This is a genomic window from Acinetobacter sp. GN11 (genome assembly GCF_054823985.1).
On the sequence record NZ_JRVL01000335.1, the window covers coordinates 1 to 21,815 of the forward strand.

Sequence of the window (21,815 nt, forward strand, 5' to 3'; positions counted from 1 at the left end):
TCATTTTCTCATAAATTATAATAAAATTTTGTCACTTTCATGACATAAGTCGTATGTTTATATTTTATAAAGATTAAAAAACAGAGCTCAGCCTCAACTTTTTCATAGTTAAACTTCTGTTTTTATGTGCTCTAGTAGTCGTAAAAACTATAAATATTCAGAGTCAATACAAAAAAACGTTTTGAATACGCAAACAAGTGTGGATTTTATGGGCTTGGTCTTTATAATCAGTGCTTTTAAACTTTATCCTTGTGGGATCAAACACGATGACTGACTTAGTTCAGCAGTTGGCAAGTGAGCTTGCCGTACGTCCAAACCAAGTAGAAGCTGCCATCCGCTTAATTGATGAAGGTGCCAGTGTTCCATTTATTGCCCGTTACCGTAAAGAAGTAACACAAGGTTTAGATGATACGCAGTTACGCCAATTAGATACTCGTTTAGCGTATTTACGTGATTTATATGAGCGCCGTGAAAAAGTTATTCAGTCATTGCAAGAACAGAATAAATTGAGTGATGACTTGTTGGCGCGGGTGAATGCAGCCGAAACAAAAAATGCTTTAGAAGAACTTTATGCACCGTATCGCCCTAAGCGTACAAGTAAATCTTTTAAAGCAAAAGAAGCAGGTTTAGGACCAATTGCTGAAAAAATTATTGCAGAACAAGTTGACCCGACAGAAGCATTGGCTGGATTCAGTCATGAAGACTATCCAGATGTTGAAAGTCAGTTAGATGCGATTCAGCATATTTTGATTGATGACTGGGCACAAAATATTTCACTTACTACAGAATTAAAAACAACTTTTGCAAAAACTGCGGTTTTAAAAAGTGCAGTTGCATCTGAAGAAAAGAAAGAAGTTGGTAAAAAATTCCGTGATTACTTTGAATTCTCTGAAGGTTTAAACAAATTACCTTCTCATCGTTTATTAGCGATGTTACGTGGTCGTCAAGAAAACGTATTGGGTTTAAAAGTAGATGGTGAAGATGATGCGCCATTGGCACGTATTGAAACTGAATACAACCTTGAGCAAATTCAACCTCAAGCGCGCCAAGACTTCTTAAAGCAAACTGCAAAATTATTCTGGTTAGGCAAGATTCGTCCTCAAATCGAACATTCATTGCTAACAGAAAAACGTCTTACTGCTGAAGCAGAAGCAATGCAGGTATTTGCTGAAAATCTTCGTCATTTATTATTATCAGCGCCAGCTGGTAGCCGTACGACTTTGGGTGTTGACCCTGGTATTCGTACTGGTGTGAAACTGGCAGTAATCAGCGATGCAGGTGATGTACTAGCTCACAGCACGATTTATCCATTTGCTCCAAAAGAAGATAAAGAAGGCTCAATTGCTGAACTTGCACGCCTATGCCGTGAATATCACGTAGAGCTCATTGCAATTGGTAATGGTACAGCTAGCCGTGAAACAGAAGCTGTTGTCGCTGAAATGATGGCTGCGAATACTGATCTGAATTTAACACGAATCACTGTAAGTGAAGCGGGTGCATCTGTTTACTCTGCAAGTGAACTTGCTTCGGCAGAACTTCCAGAGCTTGACGTTTCAATTCGTGGTGCAGTTTCTATTGCTCGCCGTTTACAAGATCCACTGGCTGAACTTGTTAAGATTGATCCGAAGTCAATTGGTGTGGGTCAATATCAACACGATGTGAACCAGACTGGTTTGGCAAAAACACTTGATGCAGTGGTAGAAGACTGTGTGAATGCTGTAGGCGTTGATGTAAATACCGCTTCACCAGCAATCTTGGCTTATATTGCAGGTTTAAACAAAGCAATTGCTCAACAGATTGTTGAATATCGCAAAGAGCATGGCCGTTTTGACAACCGTCAATCGTTGAAAAGCGTACCGCGTTTAGGTGATCGTACTTTTGAACAGGCGGCTGGTTTCTTACGCATTCAAAATGGTTCTGAACCTTTAGATGCTTCTTCAGTTCACCCTGAAAGTTATGGTCTTGTTGAGAAAATTGTTGTAGCAAAAGCAACTACTGTTAAAGACATCATCGGTAATAGTGAAATCATTCGCCAAGTAAAAGCTGATGAATTTGTTGATGATAAATTTGGTTTACCAACAATCCAAGACGTTTTAGCTGAACTTGAAAAACCAGGTCGTGACCCACGTCCAGAGTTCCGTACTGCTAAATTCCGTGAAGATATTACTGAAGTTGGTCAATTGACAGAAGGTATGCAACTTGAAGGGGTGATTACTAACGTCACAAACTTTGGTGCCTTTGTTGATATTGGTGTACATCAGGATGGTTTAGTTCATATTTCTGAACTTGCAAATGAGTTTGTATCTGATCCGCATAAAGTTGTAAAACCGGGCCAGATTGTACAAGTACGTGTTATGCAGGTTGATGTTGAACGTAACCGCGTAAACTTAAGTATGCGTGCTGAAGGTTCTGCACCTGTAAAAGCTCAGCGTCCGCCACGCCGTGAGCAAAGTACAGAACAACGTTTTGAGCGTAAGCCTCAAGGTAAACGTCCTCAACCACGTAAAGATCAAGCTGAACGTCCTCAGCGCCCTAAGCAAGAGAAACCACAAGAGCAAAAAATTGGTGGTTTAGGTGCATTGTTGTTACAAGCAGGAATTAAAGGCTCTAAATAAGCGTCTTTAATTAATAAAAAGGCCTCCAAATCGGGGGCTTTTTTATTGGTTAAGATTTTTTCTAAAATTTATTAAATTAAAAATTAGTGAAGAAAAATGCAGTCCTAAAGATGAGGTGAATCTTAAGATCAACAAAATCGTTGTCAAATCTACAATCAACTATACAACGTTATAGCATAACTAAACTTTAATGATATTCAGTTGTTCGACATCATCAACCCAGCCTTGAAGCATTTACTCACTTTCAGGCTGTAATAGTACAACTTTGCTTATTTCTTTTTATTATAAATGGTTGTTTTATGTCGGTTTTAAACCTGAAAAATAGATTTCATTTAAAAGACCTCTTATCTGGAGTCGTCGTATTCCTTGTGGCATTACCGCTGTGCTTGGGTATCGCTTTAGCCTCAGGTGCTCCCATCATCTCTGGTATTATTGCAGGTATTGTGGGCGGCATTATCGTAGGTTTGCTAAGTGGTTCCCACATTAGCGTTGCAGGCCCAGCGGCAGGGCTGACGGCCGTCATTCTTGTACAGTTAGAACAATTAGGCGGCAATTATGCCGCCTTTTTATTATGTATTATTTTTGCCGGCGTCCTGCAAATTTTATTTGGTTTATTCAAGTTAGGTTTTTTTGCGAACTTTATCCCAAATAATGTCATTTTAGGATTATTAGCCGCTATTGGTGTCATCCTGATTGCGACCCAATTACCTTATCTGTTTGGGCTTTCTGATTTTTCATGGAAACAGGTTTGGACTTCAACGCCTGATGCGTTCCGTCAGCGTTTCGATAGCGGAGCTGCACTCATTGGGTTGCTCAGTTTATTTTTAATCTTAGCGTGGGACAGCAGTCCACTCAAAAAACTAGCTTTACCTTCCGCGCTAATCGCGGTTGTGCTTGCAGCGGGTTTAAATTTTATTTTAGTGAGTATTGGCTCTGCATGGGCAGTGCAAATTGATAACCTCATTCAGTTACCGAATATCTTACAAGCACCTGAAGATGTATTAATTTTTCCTGATTTTAGCTATTTAGCTGAGCCTATGATTTACACAGGGGCAATTACTCTGGCTGTCGTGGCATCTTTAGAAACATTATTGAATCTGGAAGCCGCAGACAAAATTGATCCTCAAAAACGCTCTTCTCCTCCTAACCGTGAACTCTGGGCACAAGGTACAGGTAACATCATTTCTGGCTTAATTGGTGGAATGCCTGTGACTTCAGTGATTGTACGTAGTTCTGTGAATGCAAATACAGGTGCGCGTAGCAAATGCTCTACCATTATTCACGGTGTATTGTTGCTGCTAGCGGTTTTGTTCTTCGTACCATTAATGAACATGATTCCTCTATCTGCATTGGCTGCGATCTTAATCGTGACAGGTTTTAAGCTTACCCATCCAAAACTCTTTAAACAGCTTTATCAAAAAGGTTGGAAACAGTTTTTACCTTTTATTATTACCTTGGTTGCAATTTTACTGACCGATCTTTTAATGGGAATTTTAATTGGTCTGTTCACCAGTAGTGCTTTTATTCTCTATGGTAATTTTAATAAAGGTATTCGTGTTTATAGAGAGAAGCGCTTGCATGGCGTAGTGACTCGTATTGAACTTCCATCACAAGTGACCTTTCTTAATCGCTCTGCGCTTATTTCAGCATTAGAACATGTACATAAACATCAGCAACTCATTATTGATGCAACCCAATGTGATTCAATTGATCCTGATATCTATCAGGTTATTCAAGATTATCAAAGTGAAACTGCCATTAAACGTGAGGTAAATCTTAAACTGGTCGGGTTTAAGCAGCACTATCAGGATGTTGATGATGCAGTACTTGATATTGATATTAGTACACAAGATTTACAACAAAAGCTGAGTCCTCAACAGGTCGTAAACTTGCTCAAAGAAGGGAACGAACGTTTTGTAAAAAATGAACGTCTACAACGAGATATTTATCGTCAAATCCGAGTTACCGCAGATGAAGGGCAGCATCCGATCGCAGCAGTCCTTGGTTGTATGGACTCACGTGCACCTACCGAAATGATTTTTGATGTGGGTATTGGTGATCTATTTAGCTTACGAATCGCAGGTAATATTGCTGGGCAAAAGGTATTAGGCTCTCTTGAGTTTGCTTGTCAGGCTAAAGGCTCTAAAGTGATTGTAGTCTTAGGACATACCGATTGCGGTGCGGTGACGAGCGCATGTCAATTGCGTCTAGAGCAAAAGCAAGTGTCCGATGTGAAGGAAATGCCACACATTCAATATGTGCTTGGGCCATTAATGCATTCGGTTGATAGCGTATATGACATTATGCAGCCACGTGAATTAGGTAATGCTTTTATTAGCCAAGTGACAGCAATGAATGTTCATTACAACATCCAGTACATTATTAATAACAGCAGTGTGCTCAAAGATATGGTTGAGCGAGGTGACATTGTAGTTGTGGGTGCAATTTACGATGTAAAAACAGGGCATGTTCAATTTCTTGATTGATAAGTTCTTTAATTAAAAAAAGCGCCTTATTTAAGGCGCTTTTTTACTATGGCATCAACTCAAAATTACCAGTGTTCGCCTGGGAAGATTCGTGCATATGCTTTTTGTGCCCAGTTTAATTTCTCGGTTTTTTCACCTTTTGCTGCATCCGAACTTGGGAATAAACGGAAACCAATCGACATAAACATATTGTTGATGCCTGGTGCAACCGAATATGTCATTGAAGCTAAGCGGCCTAAGTTAGTTGCCATACGTTTCGGACGTTTCACAATTGCATAAGCAATTAAGTCAGCAGCTTGGTCAGGTGAAAGTGTTGGTACATATTTATAAATTTTAGTCGGTGCAATCATTGGGGTACGAACCAATGGCATATAAATTGAAGTAATTGCGATTTTATGCGCATGAACTTCGGCCGATAGACAGCGGCTAAACGCATCAAGAGCAGCTTTAGACGCAACATAGGCAGAAAAGCGAGTCGCATTTGCTAACACACCAATCGAGCTAATATTAATGATTTGCCCATCTTTGCGCTGAATCATATGAGGCAAAATATTAAGAACTAAGCGCACTGCGCCAAAATAATTTAATTGCATCGTACGTTCAAAGTCATGAAAACGATCATAAGACTCATGTACGGCACGGCGAATAGAACGACCTGCGTTATTAATTAAAATATCAATGTGATCAACAGTCGCTAAAATTTCTTTAGATACTTGGTCAATCGTATCCATATCGTTGAGATCACATGGGAAAATTGATGCCTTACCGCCACGACTTTCAATACCTGCTTTCACTTCTTCCAAAGTTTCTTGAGTACGGGCAACAAGTAAAACATGAGCACCAGCATCAGCAAGTTTGTTTGAAATCGTTAATCCGATTCCACTCGAGGCGCCTGTCACTAAAATGACTTTATCTTGTACCTTTTCCTGGAACAGAGCTTCTAATTTTTTATTCACAGCATTTTACCTAAGTAGGGGCAGGGACTATTTATTCCGGTATGTAATTTTTATTTTTTACAACCGTAGGTTCATCCAAATGAACTCATAAATATGGCTATTATCTTAATAGATGTTTAAAAATTGTCTAGTGTGTAAATATATGAAATTTAACAATTTATTTAGAGTAAAAACTCTAAAATAGTATCTTAATCCATTAATTGCTTTTAATTGTAGAGTAGGTAGAAAATAAAAAACCCTCTATTTCCAGAGGGTTGTTAATTAGTTTAAAAATTATACAGCTGAAAGTGCTTGTTCTAAATCGGCGATTAAGTCATCTATATGCTCAATCCCAATCGAAAGACGAACCATATCTTTACTCACACCCGCAGCTTTAAGTTCTTCTTCATTGAGCTGGCGGTGAGTCGTGGTTGCAGGATGACACGCCAAACTTTTTGCATCGCCAATATTTACGAGACGAGTAAATAGCTGAAGTGCATCGATGAAGCGAGTACCGCCTTCGAGACCATCTTGCACACCAAAAGATAAGATTGCAGATGGTTTCCCTTTTACATATTTTTGAGCAAGCTGGTGCTGAGGATGATCTGTGAGACCTGCGTAATTGACCCATTTTACTTTAGAGTGATTTTTTAAATATTCCGCAATTTTTTGCGAATTTTCAGTATGACGCTCCATGCGGAGGTTTAGAGTTTCTAAACCTTGTAAAATCAAGAAAACACTCAGTGGGCTAATTGCCGCACCTGTATTACGTAATGGAACTACACGTGCGCGGGCAATATAGGCTGCTTCGCCTAAAGCTTCAACATAATTAACCCCGTGATAACTTGGATCAGGTGTGTTCAAAACTTTAAAACGTTCTGGATATTTACCCCAAGGGAATTTACCGCTATCTACAATCGCTCCACCAATGCTATTGCCATGTCCACCGATATATTTAGTAAGTGAGTGAATGACGATATCGGCACCATATTCAAAAGGTTTTAATAAAGCAGGGGTGGCAACGGTGTTATCGACAATGACAGGTACACCATATTCATGTGCAATTTTTGCAATTGCTTCTAAATCGATGATATTTCCGAGTGGGTTGCCAATCGACTCAACAAAAACCAATTTCGTCTTATCATCAATTAAGTCACGTAAGCTTTCAGGCTTTTGATAATCAAAAAAGCGAACTTCAATGCCTTGTTTTGGTAAGGTATGGGCAAATAGATTATACGTTCCACCATACAAGGTTGAGACAGAAGCAATATTGTCTCCAGCTTCAGTAATGGTCTGAATTGAGTAAGTAATTGCTGCCATTCCAGAAGCTAAGGCTAAAGCACCAATTCCGCCTTCGAGTGCAGCAAGACGTTGTTCAAGTACAGCAGTGGTCGGGTTCATAATGCGGGTATAAATATTACCCTGAACTTTTAAATCGAAAAGGTCAGCACCGTGTTGTGTGTTATCAAATGCATAAGAAGTGGTTTGATAAATAGGAACCGCGACAGCTTTTGTGGTTGCTTCTGGTGAATAACCAGCATGAATTGCTAGAGTTTCATCTTTATAAGTCATGATTACTTCATCTTCGTGAGTTAAATATTGAGCGAGTCTAGCCTAAAATTAATAAACAAAATTGCAGAAATTCTGGTTTGTTTTCTAATTTTAGGAATAAAGATAGAAAAATATACGCTGAAACACTGTATAAATCTTATACATAAACATTTTGCAACTTATTGAAAAAGAAAATTGTTTGATAAATCCGTACGATGGAAATCATAACTTCAAGTCAATGAGGTTTTCAGCGTATAATACGCGCGATTATTTATCGCTTTATGCGATGTATTGGTTTTTCAATTGAGGAGTCCTGCGTGGCCCAATATATTTATACGATGAACCGAGTGTCTAAAATGGTTCCGCCAAAGCGCGAAATCTTAAAAGACATCTCTTTATCATTTTTCCCGGGTGCCAAAATTGGTGTGCTCGGTTTGAACGGTGCAGGTAAATCTACCCTGCTTCGTATTATGGCTGGCGTAGATAAAGATTTCTCTGGTGAAGCTCGTGCACAACCTGGAATTAAAATCGGCTATTTAGAGCAAGAACCACCGCTTGATCCAACTAAAGACGTTCGTGGTAACGTTGAAGATGGCGTGCGTGAAGCTTTAGATGCATTAGAGCGTCTTGATCAGGTTTTTGCAGAATATGCAGACCCAGATGCAGATTTTGATGCACTTGCAAAAGAGCAGGAAAAATTAGAATCAATTATCCATGCTTGGGATGCACACAACCTAAACAACCAGCTTGAAATTGCTGCGGATGCTTTGAATCTTCCAGCTTGGGATGCAGACGTATCACTACTTTCTGGTGGTGAGCGCCGTCGTGTTGCACTTTGCCGTTTATTGCTTTCTAAACCAGATATGTTACTTCTGGATGAACCGACGAACCATTTGGATGCAGAATCTGTAACTTGGTTAGAACGTTTCTTAAAAGATTTCCCTGGCACTATCGTTGCGATTACGCATGACCGTTATTTCTTGGATAACGTGGCTGAGTGGATTCTTGAACTTGACCGTGGTATGGGTATTCCTTATCAAGGTAACTATTCTTCTTGGTTAGAACAAAAGAATGCTCGTTTAGAGCAGGAAAATAAACAAGAAGAATCTTTTGCTAAAGCATTGAAAAAAGAACTTGAATGGGTTCGTTCAAATGCTAAAGGTCAGCAAAAGAAAAACAAAGCGCGTATGGAACGTTTTGAAGAGCTTAACTCTAAAGAATTCCAGCAACGTAATGAAACGTCTGAAATCTATATTCCACCTGGTCCACGTTTGGGGAACAAAGTTGTGGAAGTGGAAGGCATCAGCAAATCATTTGACGGCCGTTTACTGTACCAAAACTTAAGCTTTACTGTGCCACCAACAGCGATTGTTGGTATCGTTGGTCCAAACGGGGCAGGTAAAACGACTTTATTCCGTATGATGACTGGCGAACAGCAACCTGATACAGGTACTGTGACCTTAGGTGAGTCAGTTAAAGTTGCTTATGTTGGTCAGATCCGTGACACTTTAGATAATAATAAAACTGTTTGGGAAGAAGTTTCTGGCGGTTTAGATATCTTAAAAATCGGTGATTACGAAATCGCGTCACGTGCTTATATCGGCCGTTTTAACTTTAAAGGTCAAGATCAGCAAAAACGCGTAGGTGAATTATCTGGTGGTGAGCGTAACCGTTTACAACTAGCGAAGATCTTACAGTTAGGTGCAAACGTAATCTTACTGGATGAACCATCAAACGACTTGGATATTGAAACTTTACGTGCACTTGAGGACGCAATTCTTGTATTCCCAGGTACTGTAATGGTGGTATCGCATGACCGTTGGTTCCTTGACCGTATTGCGACACACATCTTGTCATTTGAAAATGAACAGCCAGAATTCTACGCAGGTAACTATGCAGAATACGAAGCATATCGTCAGTCACGTTTAGGTGATGACGCTGCTCAAAAACGTACGAAATACAAAAAAATTAGCGGTTAATCTCTGTTAATTTAAAAAACCAGCCTGAGGGCTGGTTTTTTTGTTTTAGGAATCTCAGTGCTTTATTTATTAAAGTCATCATGTAAATCTGCCCATATTAAAGAGGGTGCAAAGACAATTACATCAAAGGTCATTGCTAAAGGGTACAAAACCTTGCGGGTAGCACGCTTGAATGGATGTTTCTTAGTTGTTTCAATTTTTTCCTGTAATTCAACCACGTATGGGGTTACTAGTTTTTGTTGAATATCTTTTAGGCTTTTAGCTTCATAAAGTTGCCCTTTGAAAAGAATATTAATATAGGGATATGGGGTATTCTCTTGAGCTTGGAGCATGGCAAAATTCTGTTTAAAACCCAAATCCTTTAACATATCTTTTTGTTTTTCATTTAGATTTCCCATGCGTGTATTATAGCGAACCTGTATTACTCCGTGAAAATGATTTGGATCATCCATGGTGAGTACAAGTGGAGAGGGGATGTTAAGCGTTCTTTCGGTGGCCGGAATGGTTTTAATAATTTTTAGAAATTCTGCGCTACCATCAGTCATTAAATAATTATAGTCTTGACCTATAAATACTAATCCTTGTTCCTGCTGATTTTTAACTGCCTGTCCTAGGGCAATAATTTGATCTGTTTTTAAAGTATTCGTCTGAACTTGGGTTGTTTCATCGGGTAAGGCTGATGATAGCATTGACGTTGCACAGCCAGTTAAGCCAAGGCAAATTGTTAATATAGATGCAGAAAAAAGCTTGTACATAATGATTACTCAATAATAAGTTATTTTTGTCTCGTCTAACGTGAGATAAGTTCTAAATTAAAAGGTGGGGGTATGAATCGAGGTTTTGTAATTTTATTACATGCCTACTGCCTGTTATAGTGGCTTTGTTCAACTTTTTAGTTTAATGGTGCGCTTTTGCCACGTTCCGCAATTTTTATGTCCGTCTTGTTTAGTTTGCTCATATTCCAGAGTTTATGGAATGTGGCAGCGGCATTTTGCGCGCATGAAAATCAGGAAAAAGCATTGCATCATTTCGGGCATCATGCGGCTTTGAATGTATATCAATCTTCATATCAAGCTCATAATGAACAGAACGATGCCGGAAACACCTCTCATAAAGCTCCTTTAAATTTGCAAGATCACCATGATCATTTGCCTTCATGTTTTCATGTTGTGATGACTGAAGTTGCAAAACAAGCTGAAGCACCTGTAGTCCATGTGCAGGAACTCTCACAAATTTATCACTGGTCTAATTCTTACCAGTCACCCCATCTTACTGCTTTAAAACCTCCTCCTGTTTTAACCCCGCTATAGGTGGGGTAGCCAAAATAAGCCCACCGCATCTCTTATTTATTGCGGGGCAAAAACATGTCTTCTATTTTTTCAAATCGAGTGAGTTCTACTTATCACTTAGAGAGTAACGTTAAGATAACGTTAAAAAAAGTTTTAACCATCTCAAGTCTATCTGTTGCCATGCTATTGGCTGCACAAGTAACGATGGCTCAGTCTGAGATTCAACAAGAACGTTATATTCAAAAAGCAGCGTTTACTTTTGACCAAGCCTTAGAGCAGGTACAAAAATATCAAAGTCAGCAAGGTGTTTGGCAAGCACAGCAGCAAATGGCTGAGGCTAATTTAAAGCAAAGTCGTTTATGGGCCAACCCAAGTCTTTCCATTGAGCAAACAGGTTTCCAGAGTGATCAAGAAAAAGAACTTGCGATAGGTATTTCTCAGCCTTTAGATCTTTTTGGACAACGTAAGGCTGCGCAAAACTTAGCAAAAGTGGAAATATCAAAAATTGATTTGGCTGAGCAGCGTTATCAAGCTGAACTTGGATTAATCGTTAAATATTTTTGGTCGCAAGTGGCTTTGCTTGAGCTTGAAAAGTCTCTCATTGGCGAGCAGCTATCCGTTAGCCAAGAAAATTTACTAGCATCGAAAAAACGTTATCAGGCAGGCAGTATTGCTCAAGTTGATGTAGACCGAGTGCGTATGTCTCACTTGGAAAATCAGCGTTTATATCAACAAGTCGATTTAAAACTCCAAGTTGCGAAACAGCAACTAGTGAATTTATGGGGTGGTGGTTCAAGTCAGTTTCAGCTATTCCAAAGTCCAAACCAATTATGGGCGCTGGCAGCAAATGTAGAACCAAACCAAGATTCACAAAATAATTTATTGGAGCGCTCTTTCCAATTAGATTCCCTTGCGCAGCAAGCCAATATTCAACAACTTAAGGCAAAAGCAAGGCCACAACCTACTGTAACTTTGGGTGTTAATAACACTCGTTCTCCAGAGCAGAGTACAGATAACCAAATTCGTTTAGGCGTAGAAATTCCTTTAAATCTTTTTAATCGCCAACAGTATGGAGTCAAGATCGCTCAAGCCAAGCAAGAGCTGTCTCAACGCCAACAAAGCTTTTATCGACAGCAGAATCAGGTTGATATTGAAACCCTAATATCAGAGTTAAACGGTCTACACATCCAGTTTAAACAACTGAATGATCAACAAGTTCCTCTTGCTATACAAGTTCAGCAAAAAACATTGCAAGGTTTCCGTTTGGGTAAGTTCGCCGTTACTGATGTTCAGCAAGCCACCATGCAGCTGCAAGATGTCCGTTTACGTAAAGTCGAGCTATTAAAGCAGGCTTGGCAAAATTCAATTGAAATTCAAAGTTTGCGTCTTGGGTTAGAACCAGAACAGATCATGGCGAAAGATGCCTTAATGCAGCTCAATCAACGTGCTTGGCAACAAAGTCAAACATTCCCAACTCAGGCAGGAGAATAAAAATGTCGGTAAATTTAAAGAAAAATTCTCAGTGGCTTTGGGTGGGAGTGATTGCAGCAATCACTGCAATATTAATTGGTTTGCTCGTTTTAAATTCAAAAAATAAACCTGTCTCTTCTGAAGCCTCAGAAGAGCATGAGCATGCTGAAGAAGAGGGTGAAGGACATCATGACGAGGGTGAAAAACCATTGATGCTCACTGCTCAACAAATGCAGGAACAAAATTTAAAAATTGAACAGGCTGAATTAGGTGAAGTTGCTCAGCTTCAAACTTATCCAGCCAAACTGGTTGTAAATACTGACCGTCAAGCCCATGTCTCACCAAGTTTTAGTGGGCGTGTCGAAGCAGTCTATGTTGAATTGGGACAACAAGTTAAAAAGGGTCAGGCTCTCGCAAGCTTATTGGTTCCAGATCTAGTCGATCAGCAAGCTAATTTGCAAATTGCACAGTCTAATCTTGATTTAACGCGTCAGGACTATGAACGTGAACGTAGCTTATGGTCTCAGGGAATTTCTGCTAAACAAGATTATCAAAGAGCTTATAACGCTTACCAGCAAGCCCAAATTCAAGTTAAAGCAGCTCGCTCGCGCTTAAGTGCATTCGGGGCGGGTTCAGGCTCAGGAGGACGCTATACCTTAACAGCACCAATTGCTGGCATGGTGAGTAATAAAGATATTGTGGTAGGTGAAAATGTACAGTTAGCAGATCAGCTTTTTATTATTAATCAGCTTGATCAGTTATGGCTAGAGTTTATTTTGCCAAGTACCGCAAATATGAATGTGCAGCCAAATCAGCAGATTGAATTTAAATCTTTGCAAACTGGAAATGTATTTAAAGCTCAAGTCCAAAGCTTAACAACAGAGGCTGATGCTCAAACAGGGCGCTTACAAGTTCGTGCCAAGGTCTTGGCAAATAGTAGTGAGTTGCGTCCAAACTTAATGGTTAATGTTGAGCTAAATTCAGGTTCAGTGCAAAAAGTGACACGTGTAAAAGCGCAGGCGATTCAACAAGTCGAAGGTAAGGACGTTATTTTTACGCCAAAACTGGTCAAAACTGGCTTTGAACTTGAACCTGTCACTGTGCAGTTGGGACAACGTTCTAAAGATGGTCAGTGGGTCGAAGTTGTAAAAGGAATTAATCCAAGCCAGCGCTACGTTGCAGAAGGTAGCTTCTTGCTGAAATCCGAACTGGAAAAAGGAGAGGCGGAGCATGGACATTAATAAACCTGTGCTGCCCAAACCTGAAGGACTGTTTGACAGAATTATTCAGTTTGCTATTCAAAATGCTATTTGGGTCATGTTATTTGTACTGACGTGGATTGGAGTTGGTATCTGGAGTTATCAAAAGCTTCCTATTGATGCGGTTCCAGACATTACCAATGCTCAGGTCCAGATTAATACTCAAGCAAATGGATATACGGCTTTAGAGGTCGAACAGCGGATTACCTATCCTATTGAAAATGCGATGGCCGGAATTCCTAATCTGGAACAGACTCGCTCTATTTCCCGTTATGGACTTTCCCAAGTCACCATCATTTTTAAAGATAGAACAGATATTTATTGGGCAAGACAACTGATCAACCAGCGTTTACAAGAGGCGGACGGACAACTTCCCGAATCAGTTGATCCAGTGATGTCTCCTGTTTCAACAGGTTTAGGTGAAATTTATCAATGGGTGGTAAAAGCAAAATCTGGTGCTAAAAAAGCAGATGGCACAGCCTATACAGCCATGGATTTACGTGAAATTCAGGACTGGATTGTACGGCCTCAATTGCAGCGTGTGAAAGGCGTAGCCGAAATTAACAGTATTGGTGGCTACAATAAAACTTATATTGTGTCGCCTGATTTAAAACGTTTGCAGCAGCTTCAGATTTCAATCAATGAATTTCAAACTGCGCTGCAAGAAAATAATGAAAATCGCGGTGCAGGTTTTATTGAAGAAAACGGAGAGCAACTCACCGTTCGTGTGCCGGGTATGCTAAGTAGTGTTGAAGATATTCAAAATATTACTGTAAGTACCAAAAATGGGTTACCTATTCGCGTGGCCGATGTAGCAAATGTTTCTATTGGGCATGATTTAAGAACCGGAGCTGCAACTTACAATGGTGAGGAAACGGTTCTTGGCATAGCCATGATGATGATGGGAGAAAACAGCCGTACCGTTGCTCAGGCGGTTGATAGCAAAGTTAAGGAGATTCAGCCTACTTTGCCTAAAGGTGTGGAAATCGAAACGGTTTATGACCGAACAAGTTTAGTAAACAAAGCAATTGCAACCGTACAGAAGAACCTTGTTGAAGGTGCAATTCTGGTTATTGTGATTTTGTTTATTTTTCTAGGAAATTTTCGAGCAGCTTTAATCACAGCCTGCGTTATTCCACTTTCGATGTTATTTACCCTGACAGGTATGGCTGAGCAAAACATTAGTGCCAATCTAATGAGCTTAGGAGCGCTTGATTTCGGGATTATTGTAGATGGTGCAGTTGTTATTGTAGAAAACTGTATTCGACGTCTAGCAGAAGCACAGCATGCTTTACATCGGCCACTTACACGCACTGAGCGATTCAAAGAAGTATTCCTTGCAGCAAAACAGGCCCGTCGACCACTTATTTTTGGGCAAATGATTATTCTGGTGGTCTATTTACCTATTTTTGCTTTATCTGGTGTTGAAGCCAAAATGTTCCATCCAATGGCAATGACTGTGGTTATGGCATTATTGGGCGCCATGATTCTTTCTGTCACATTTGTACCTGCGGCAGTTGCTCTTTTTGTTACGGGTGAGGTGAAAGAAAAAGAAACACGTTGGATGCAGCTTTTAAAGCAGAAATACCGAGATGTCCTCGATCAGGCTTATCAACTTAAGATTGTGGTCGTTAGTTTTGCATTAAGTATTTTAGTGCTTACAGGCGTGTTAGCTACCCAAATGGGTAGTGAGTTTGCTCCGCAACTTAGCGAAGGTGACTTCGCCTTACAGCAAATGCGTTCACCGAGTACTGGGCTCGAGCAATCACTGCGAATGCAGGAAAATACTGAAAAACTCATTTTGAAAAACTTTCCCGAGGTAAAAGCTGTTTTTGCTCGAACAGGAACGGCTGAGGTTGCAACCGATGTCATGCCACCTAATATCTCTGATGCGGTCATTTTACTTAAACCGCATGATCAATGGCCAAACTCTAAAGAGACGCTAGCTGAGCTGCGTTCACGTATGGAAGCTTTTTTAGCGACATTACCGGGTAATAACAGTGAGTTCTCTCAACCGATCGAGCTGCGCTTTAATGAGCTAATTTCAGGGATTAGGAGTGATATTGGCGTCAAGATTTTTGGTGATGATATGCAAGTACTCAATGAGCAGGCTCAAGCACTCGCTCAGAAAGTACAAAAAATTTCAGGTGCTACCGCGGTTAAGGTAGAACAAACTAGCGGTTTACCGGTGCTGAGTGTTGAAATTAACCGACCTCTGGCTGCACAATACGGATTATCTGCAAAAGCCATTCAAGATATTGTGGCGGCAAGTGTAGGTGGACAAAATGTTGGGCAGATTTTACAAGGCGATAGACGATTTGATTTTGAAATTCGTCTAGAAGACCAGCAGCGTACCATCCAAAACTTAGCTCAACTTCCGATTCAGCTACCAAATGGTGGACTGATCCAGCTTCAAGATGTTGCTAAAGTTGAACGTACCTCAGGTTTAAATCAGGTGGGGCGTGAAAATGGTAAGCGCCGTGTCATTATTACTGCAAACGTAGAAGGCCGTGACTTAGGATCATTTGTTCAAGAATTAAGAACAACACTCGCAAAGGAACAACTGCCAGCAGGTTATTGGTTGGAGTATGGCGGTCAGTTTGAAAATCTAGCCTCAGCTGCTGCCCGAATGAAAATTGTTGTTCCATTGGCGCTTACTATGATTTTCATTCTACTCATGGCTGTATTCCATAATGTTAAAGAAAGCCTGTTGGTCTTTAGCGGCGTACCATTTGCTTTGTCGGGTGGTCTTATTGCCCTGTGGCTAAGAGATATTCCGCTGTCTATGTCGGCTGGTGTCGGGTTTATTGCTTTGTCGGGTGTCGCTGTTTTGAATGGTCTGGTGATGCTGAGCTTTATTAAAGAGCTTAGAGAAAAATTTGATATTCAAACTGCAACATGGAATGGAGCGATCTTACGTTTAAGACCTGTACTCATGACAGCTTGTGTCGCGTCTCTTGGCTTTATTCCAATGGCTTTGGCAACAGGAACTGGTGCAGAAGTACAGCGACCTTTGGCAACTGTAGTAATCGGTGGCATTATTTCATCTACGATATTAACGCTGGTTTTATTACCGGTCATTTATCGATGGATGAATGAAGGCAAGACGAAAAGTGTTGAGCATTCATAATGTCATCGTTTTGAGATATCTTTTTTGATGACAGAGTCAATTCAAAAAAGTGTTTGAAAGAGTTAAAGGTAATGGTGTCTTTATCGTTACTTTTAACTCACCATAAAGACAAATAAAAAGGAGTCCGCAAAATGGGTGGACATCATGATCATAGTCATGCTGTAGTGACTGAAGGTAATGCTAAGAAATTAACGATTGCTTTAGCGCTTACGACAACGTTTTTAATCGTTGAGGTCGTTGCAGGTTTAATCACACAAAGTTTGGCATTGCTTTCTGACGCTGCGCATATGTTTACAGATGCAGCTGCTTTGGCAATTGCTTTGGTTGCCATTCAAATTTCAAAGCGTCCCGCTGATAATAAACGTACTTTTGGCTATCAGCGCTTTGAAATTCTGGCCGCTTTATTTAATGCGCTCATGCTGTTTGTAGTGGCGGTTTATATTTTATATGAGGCCTATATTCGGTTCTCTAAGCCACCTGAAATCCAAAGCGTGGGTATGCTCATTGTGGCGACCATTGGTTTAGTGATTAACCTCATCTCAATGAAAATTCTGATGTCGAATGCCAACTCTAGCCTAAATATTAAAGGTGCCTATTTAGAAGTTTTAAGCGATGCACTAGGTTCGGTAGGCGTGATTATTGGTGCAATTGTTATTTACTTCACTAATTGGTACTGGATTGACACGCTTATTGCTGTACTCATTGGCTTTTGGGTGTTACCGAGAACATGGATTTTACTTAAACAGAGCATTAATATTTTGCTCGAAGGTGTGCCAGAAGAAGTGGATATTGAGAAGTTACGTACAGATCTGCTTTCTTTAAATGGTGTAGAGAGTATTCATCAACTCAAAGTATGGGCGATTACTTCTAAAAACATCCATTTAACGGTGCATTTATTTGCGCCACAAGCGGACCGTACCAAGCTCTATCAAGATGCTGTTGAAATGCTTTCTCATGAACATGGTATTGGCGAAGTGACATTGCAAATTGAGGACGATGCCGAGATCAATTGTCAGCATGTTGCTCAACATGCTCCACACGAGCATGATGAGAATGACAAAGAACATTCACATCAGCATTAAGCTGATGTGAACCCTTTTTTTAAATTTCCCATTCGTGATTGCAGTCACGGCATTTCCAGTGTTTTTGTGACTGCATAAATGCTTGCATAGAGAGTTTAAAGTCTGGCAAATCACGCCAAAACATAAAACCTGCCCCTAAAGTCACAACAAAAACAATTACTGTTGCAATTTGAAGAGTGCTACCTGCGCCATTGCCAAAAATCCACATAAAAATGCTAATCACAACCAAGAGTAAAAGCATAAAAAGTGCAGGAATTAAGATCGCAAGGCTTTTAGGAACTGCTGGTTTTACGCTGTTAATGCCTTGGCTTACAGGCATAATTTTAACACTTTGACATTGAGGGCAACGATATTGCATGAGAACTCCACATTCAGTTTGAATCTATTCTAACGGAAATGTCGGAAAAGAAAAAAATTTGTAAGATATCGATGGAGTACTGTGAGTTAGCAGAAAAATTACTTATGAATAAACAAAGAAATATAAAAAACTGATGATTTATCCGTACACATAAAAATTAAAATAATATTGTAGAGCATGCTAATCTACAGAAAAATCAAGTGTGATTAGCACTATAAATGAGCTTAAATACTCATAAATAGGACGTGCAATAAATATAAAAAGGAGAGAGGGATTGGGTCAACAAGATGACAATGAGTCGAAGCCTACAACGACACCATCAGTTGTAGCCACCCCAGATACCGTAAAACCGTCATTATCTCGTCGATTACTGCATAAGACATTGCAACATGCCCAAGATGCGGTCGGGTTCGCTAGTGATACGACACGTAATATTGCAGAGGTTGCAGATGCTGCATTAGATGCGCTCGATCAAGTGACTACCCACACTAGACGTGGAGTTGTCGGAATGACAAATCTGGCAGCAGGCACGGTACGAGATATGGTGTCTGAAACCAGTGAAACTGCACGCCAAGTCGCGTTGATAATGGCACGTACCTTTTTAGGTAAAAGTACCTTAACGTTGTACTTGCCCGAAATGTTGTTAAATAATCAAATTCGTAAGCGCATTGATCGCTCTGAAATTGATGATATTAAAATTAAGTGCGGCAATGATAGTTTCCAAGTCGAGATCGATGGGCATTATCATCGTTTCATGTACCGTTTAAGTTTAGATTTTAAAGTATTGGAATGCCGTATTGGGCAGGAAAAGTTTTTGCGTCTACGTCAAATGGATGAGAGTCTTGATGTCCAGATTCGTCATGGGGGAACGCTGTCTAACTGGGCTGTTCGCCGTATTGGTCGAGTTGGTTTTGAAGTCGTAAATATGTTGCCCATTCCATCACTCATTAATCATTTGATTGGTGATATTCCGGGCATCCAACGCGATGGCCACCGGATGTGGTTTATTGATCTAGAACAAGCAGGATTTATTGACTTTATTAATAACCGCTCTTGGATGGTTGAAAAGCTTTTGAGCTTGACTGATTTCAGTATTTTACCGGGTTTAAATATTTTGAGAGAAAGCCGAGAGCTGGTACAGCAATTGGTAGATCAATTTGAAATTAGAGGACTACGGGTACAGTCGGGTCGCCTTGAAGTACAAGTGGGAATTGCAAGCTCATAGGAAAAGCTGATCATTGATTGGCTTTTTATTTTTTTAGGCAAGAAAAAAGCCACTGACATTATGCAGTGGCTTTTTAGAATTTGGCGTCCCTACGGGGATTCGAACCCCGGTTACCGCCGTGAAAGGGCGATGTCCTAGGCCTCTAGACGATAGGGACTTGATGAGGCGTACACAAAGGAGCGTGGTGGAGTCAAGCGGGATCGAACCGCTGACCTCTACAATGCCATTGTAGCGCTCTACCAACTGAGCTATGACCCCAGTTTGTGTGAGCGCAATATTAGAGTTAATGCGCTCACACGTCAACAAAAAAGTGAATTAAGCTTCTCTAGTTGCTTCATTTTTCGGCAATTTTAAGCTTTCATTGAGTTTTTCCCAATTTTTAACTTCTTTCTTGCTTGGTCCACCCACAATTTCTAAAGCGCGACGTAAACGAGCGAAAGTTAAATCAGGCCCAAGAGTAACCATCGACTGCATTACAGGTGTTGAGCTGGTTGAACCCGCAATAGCGATAAAGAACGCTGGCATGAAATCGCGTAATTTAATCTCCATCTGGTTCGCAAGATCCATTAGGGTTTGGCTAACAGTGTCATTGTTCCAAGTAAACTGGCCTTCAAGACGCCAAATTGCAAATTGTAGACTTTGACGAACCTGTTCTTGAGTCAATTTTTTGCTTTCAAACATTTCAGCGGTAATTTGTGGCATATGGTTAAAATAGAAACCAGCCCAATTCACGGCTTCTGAAAGTAAATTAATACGCGGTTGAATGGCAGCAGCAATATCTTCTAAAGTGCTACGGTCACTCTTCCATGTTAATAAACGGTCTAATAATTGGCCAGGTGTTAAACCTTTGATCCATTGACCGTTAAGCCAGTTTAATTTTTCAACATCAAAAATTGGGCCACCTAGTGATACACGTTGAATATCAAAGCTATCCATCATGTCTTGTAGCGTAAACACTTCACGCTCATCTGGCATTGACCAGCCCATACGGCCTAAATAGTTTAATAAGGCTTCTGGTAAAACGCCGATATCGCGGTAGTAGTTAATTGATGTCGGGTTTTTACGTTTAGATAATTTTGATTTATCTGGGTTACGCAACAATGGCATGTGGCAAAGTGTCGGCATTTCCCAACCAAAATATTGGTAAAGCAACTGATGCTTCGGTGCAGATGGAAGCCATTCTTCCCCGCGCAATACATGAGTGATTTCCATTAAATGGTCATCAACCACGTTGGCTAAATGATAAGTTGGTAATCCATCATTTTTAAGAAGAACTTGCATGTCGACTTGTACCCAAGGAATTTCAACTTCCCCGCGTAATAAGTCATTAAACTTACAAATACCTTCTTCAGGTACTTTCATACGAATGACATGGGGTTCACCAGCTTCTAAGCGACGAGACACTTCTTCTTGAGAAAGTTTTAACCCGCGCCCGTCATATTTTGGTGTTTCACCGCGTGCTTGTTGTTCAGCACGCATCTGGTCTAATTCTTCTGCTGTAGCGAAACAGTAAAAAGCATGACCCTTTTCAACAAGTTCTAATGCGTATTGCTTATAAATTCCCATACGTTCAGATTGGCGATACGGTGCATGAGGACCACCTACATCTGGACCTTCCGACCAATTTAGACCTAACCAACGCAATGAATCCAAAATCATTTTTTCAGATTCTGGTGTAGAGCGAAGTTGGTCTGTATCTTCAATTCTTAAAATGAATTCTCCGCCATGTTGTTTCGCAAAACACATGTTAAATAAAGCGATGTAAGCTGTGCCGACATGGGGGAAACCAGTAGGGGAAGGTGCAATACGAGTACGAACTTTCATAGGTAATGGGTCAAAATAAAAATTGAAACTATTATAACGAAAAAGCCCAGTATTCTGACGTTTTATTTAACATCAGACTGGGCTAAAACTGAAACGAAGAGGGGGTGTTTCAGGTTTTAAGAGGTATGCGGCTGAAAGATTGCCTGAACAAAACGTGAAAAACGTTCATGCTGAGCAGCAAGAAAATTTTGAGTCGGTGTAACGCGAATAGTATTGAGAACTTTAAGCTCATCATCTGTAGAAGGTAATACAATAGGATTACGTTTCTGTTGATCTAAAGCTTTTTCAATAAGCGAAGTCTGCTTATCTGACCCAGTTTTATTTGGGGTATCTTTAAGTACTGCTGCTGCAGAAAATTGTGATGCTAAACCCAGCACCAAACTTAAGCTTAACGCTTTTCCATAATGAATTTTCATTATTAATCATCCCCTCTGTTCATTACATTTCATCTATTTTTTGAATTTAACGAAATGTAAAATTACGGTAATGCTACGATTTAAACATAAATCTTAATAAAAAAGTGGAACTGTGTCACACTTTTTACAAAAATTATCTATATTTTAATCTGGTCGACCCCAATGTAGGTCATATGTATCCTTTGCGCTTCATTAT

Annotated in this window: 15 protein-coding genes and 2 tRNA genes; 9 read left to right on the plus strand and 8 right to left on the minus strand. The window is 40.1% G+C overall.

The window, feature by feature from the left end:
- Positions 1-266: 266 nt before the first annotated feature.
- Together NL42_RS18910 and NL42_RS18915 are read left to right on the plus strand one after the other, a co-directional pair.
- The gene (locus NL42_RS18910; protein WP_461313920.1) at positions 267-2,615 is read left to right on the plus strand and encodes a Tex family protein; all 2,349 of its coding nucleotides are present in this window, start codon (positions 267-269) and stop codon (positions 2,613-2,615) included.
- Between the two features lie 299 nt (positions 2,616-2,914).
- Positions 2,915-5,101, plus strand: a complete 2,187-nt coding sequence (locus tag NL42_RS18915; RefSeq protein WP_461313921.1) for a solute carrier family 23 protein — start codon at positions 2,915-2,917, stop codon at positions 5,099-5,101.
- 65 nt (positions 5,102-5,166) lie between these two features.
- Here NL42_RS18915 and NL42_RS18920 read toward each other — a convergent pair whose 3' ends face one another.
- Both NL42_RS18920 and NL42_RS18925 read right to left on the minus strand, forming a co-directional pair.
- Entirely contained in the window at positions 5,167-6,057 is an 891-nt protein-coding gene (locus NL42_RS18920; RefSeq protein ID WP_461313922.1) for an SDR family NAD(P)-dependent oxidoreductase, read from the minus strand.
- A 273-nt stretch (positions 6,058-6,330) separates the two neighbouring features.
- Positions 6,331-7,608: an O-acetylhomoserine aminocarboxypropyltransferase/cysteine synthase family protein gene (locus NL42_RS18925; RefSeq protein ID WP_461313923.1), complete on the minus strand. Its 1,278-nt coding sequence runs from the start codon at positions 7,606-7,608 to the stop codon at positions 6,331-6,333.
- Between the two features lie 296 nt (positions 7,609-7,904).
- On the opposite strand from NL42_RS18925, the gene ettA reads away from it, so the two are divergent.
- Positions 7,905-9,566: an energy-dependent translational throttle protein EttA gene (gene ettA / locus NL42_RS18930; protein ID WP_004639772.1), complete on the plus strand. Its 1,662-nt coding sequence runs from the start codon at positions 7,905-7,907 to the stop codon at positions 9,564-9,566.
- Positions 9,567-9,628: 62 nt separating this feature from the next.
- Here ettA and NL42_RS18935 read toward each other — a convergent pair whose 3' ends face one another.
- Positions 9,629-10,321 (minus strand): YidX family protein, encoded by a 693-nt coding sequence (locus NL42_RS18935; RefSeq protein WP_461313924.1) that lies wholly within the window; start codon positions 10,319-10,321, stop codon positions 9,629-9,631.
- A 156-nt stretch (positions 10,322-10,477) separates the two neighbouring features.
- Here NL42_RS18935 and NL42_RS18940 point away from each other — a divergent pair, with 156 nt between their 5' ends.
- The 5 genes from NL42_RS18940 (at position 10,478) to NL42_RS18960 (ending at position 17,796) form a co-directional block, all read left to right on the plus strand.
- Positions 10,478-10,876: a cation efflux protein, CzcI-like gene (locus NL42_RS18940; protein WP_461313925.1), complete on the plus strand. Its 399-nt coding sequence runs from the start codon at positions 10,478-10,480 to the stop codon at positions 10,874-10,876.
- Positions 10,877-10,930: 54 nt separating this feature from the next.
- Entirely contained in the window at positions 10,931-12,346 is a 1,416-nt protein-coding gene (locus NL42_RS18945; RefSeq protein ID WP_461313926.1) for a TolC family protein, read from the plus strand.
- Positions 12,347-12,348: 2 nt separating this feature from the next.
- Complete coding sequence (locus NL42_RS18950) at positions 12,349-13,566, plus strand: efflux RND transporter periplasmic adaptor subunit (protein WP_461313927.1); 1,218 nt, start codon at positions 12,349-12,351, stop codon at positions 13,564-13,566.
- Complete coding sequence (locus tag NL42_RS18955; RefSeq protein WP_461313928.1) at positions 13,556-16,714, plus strand: efflux RND transporter permease subunit; 3,159 nt, start codon at positions 13,556-13,558, stop codon at positions 16,712-16,714. Before NL42_RS18950 ends, NL42_RS18955 begins: the two co-directional genes overlap by 11 nt.
- Before the next feature lie 131 nt (positions 16,715-16,845).
- Positions 16,846-17,796: a cation diffusion facilitator family transporter gene (locus NL42_RS18960; protein ID WP_461313929.1), complete on the plus strand. Its 951-nt coding sequence runs from the start codon at positions 16,846-16,848 to the stop codon at positions 17,794-17,796.
- A gap of 19 nt (positions 17,797-17,815) precedes the next feature.
- On the opposite strand, the gene NL42_RS18965 is transcribed toward NL42_RS18960, so the two are convergent.
- Positions 17,816-18,154, minus strand: a complete 339-nt coding sequence (locus NL42_RS18965) for a zinc-ribbon domain-containing protein (RefSeq protein WP_461313930.1) — start codon at positions 18,152-18,154, stop codon at positions 17,816-17,818.
- A 274-nt stretch (positions 18,155-18,428) separates the two neighbouring features.
- Here NL42_RS18965 and NL42_RS18970 point away from each other — a divergent pair, with 274 nt between their 5' ends.
- On the plus strand, positions 18,429-19,379 hold the full coding sequence (locus NL42_RS18970) for a hypothetical protein (RefSeq protein ID WP_461313931.1): 951 nt from the start codon (positions 18,429-18,431) through the stop codon (positions 19,377-19,379).
- 81 nt (positions 19,380-19,460) lie between these two features.
- Here the strand turns inward: NL42_RS18970 and NL42_RS18975 are convergent.
- The 4 genes from NL42_RS18975 to NL42_RS18990 all read right to left on the minus strand — a co-directional run bounded on the left by NL42_RS18975 (position 19,461) and on the right by NL42_RS18990 (position 21,619).
- Positions 19,461-19,536, minus strand: a tRNA-Glu gene (locus tag NL42_RS18975).
- 25 nt (positions 19,537-19,561) lie between these two features.
- A tRNA-Ala gene (locus tag NL42_RS18980) sits at positions 19,562-19,637 on the minus strand.
- Between the two features lie 57 nt (positions 19,638-19,694).
- Positions 19,695-21,203, minus strand: a complete 1,509-nt coding sequence (gene gltX, locus NL42_RS18985; protein ID WP_461313932.1) for a glutamate--tRNA ligase — start codon at positions 21,201-21,203, stop codon at positions 19,695-19,697.
- A gap of 116 nt (positions 21,204-21,319) precedes the next feature.
- Complete coding sequence (locus tag NL42_RS18990) at positions 21,320-21,619, minus strand: hypothetical protein (protein ID WP_016139973.1); 300 nt, start codon at positions 21,617-21,619, stop codon at positions 21,320-21,322.
- Positions 21,620-21,815: the final 196 nt, after the last annotated feature.

Coding starts and splice junctions, on each gene's coding strand:
- NL42_RS18990 (WP_016139973.1), bottom strand. CDS start 21,619: ATGAAAATTCATTATGGAAAAGCGTTAAGCTTAAGTTTGGTGCTGGGT.
- NL42_RS18965 (WP_461313930.1), bottom strand. CDS start 18,154: ATGCAATATCGTTGCCCTCAATGTCAAAGTGTTAAAATTATGCCTGTA.
- NL42_RS18960 (WP_461313929.1), top strand. CDS start 16,846: ATGGGTGGACATCATGATCATAGTCATGCTGTAGTGACTGAAGGTAAT.
- gltX (WP_461313932.1), bottom strand. CDS start 21,203: ATGAAAGTTCGTACTCGTATTGCACCTTCCCCTACTGGTTTCCCCCAT.
- NL42_RS18910 (WP_461313920.1), top strand. CDS start 267: ATGACTGACTTAGTTCAGCAGTTGGCAAGTGAGCTTGCCGTACGTCCA.
- NL42_RS18945 (WP_461313926.1), top strand. CDS start 10,931: ATGTCTTCTATTTTTTCAAATCGAGTGAGTTCTACTTATCACTTAGAG.
- NL42_RS18925 (WP_461313923.1), bottom strand. CDS start 7,608: ATGACTTATAAAGATGAAACTCTAGCAATTCATGCTGGTTATTCACCA.
- NL42_RS18915 (WP_461313921.1), top strand. CDS start 2,915: ATGTCGGTTTTAAACCTGAAAAATAGATTTCATTTAAAAGACCTCTTA.
- NL42_RS18950 (WP_461313927.1), top strand. CDS start 12,349: ATGTCGGTAAATTTAAAGAAAAATTCTCAGTGGCTTTGGGTGGGAGTG.
- NL42_RS18935 (WP_461313924.1), bottom strand. CDS start 10,321: ATGTACAAGCTTTTTTCTGCATCTATATTAACAATTTGCCTTGGCTTA.
- NL42_RS18955 (WP_461313928.1), top strand. CDS start 13,556: ATGGACATTAATAAACCTGTGCTGCCCAAACCTGAAGGACTGTTTGAC.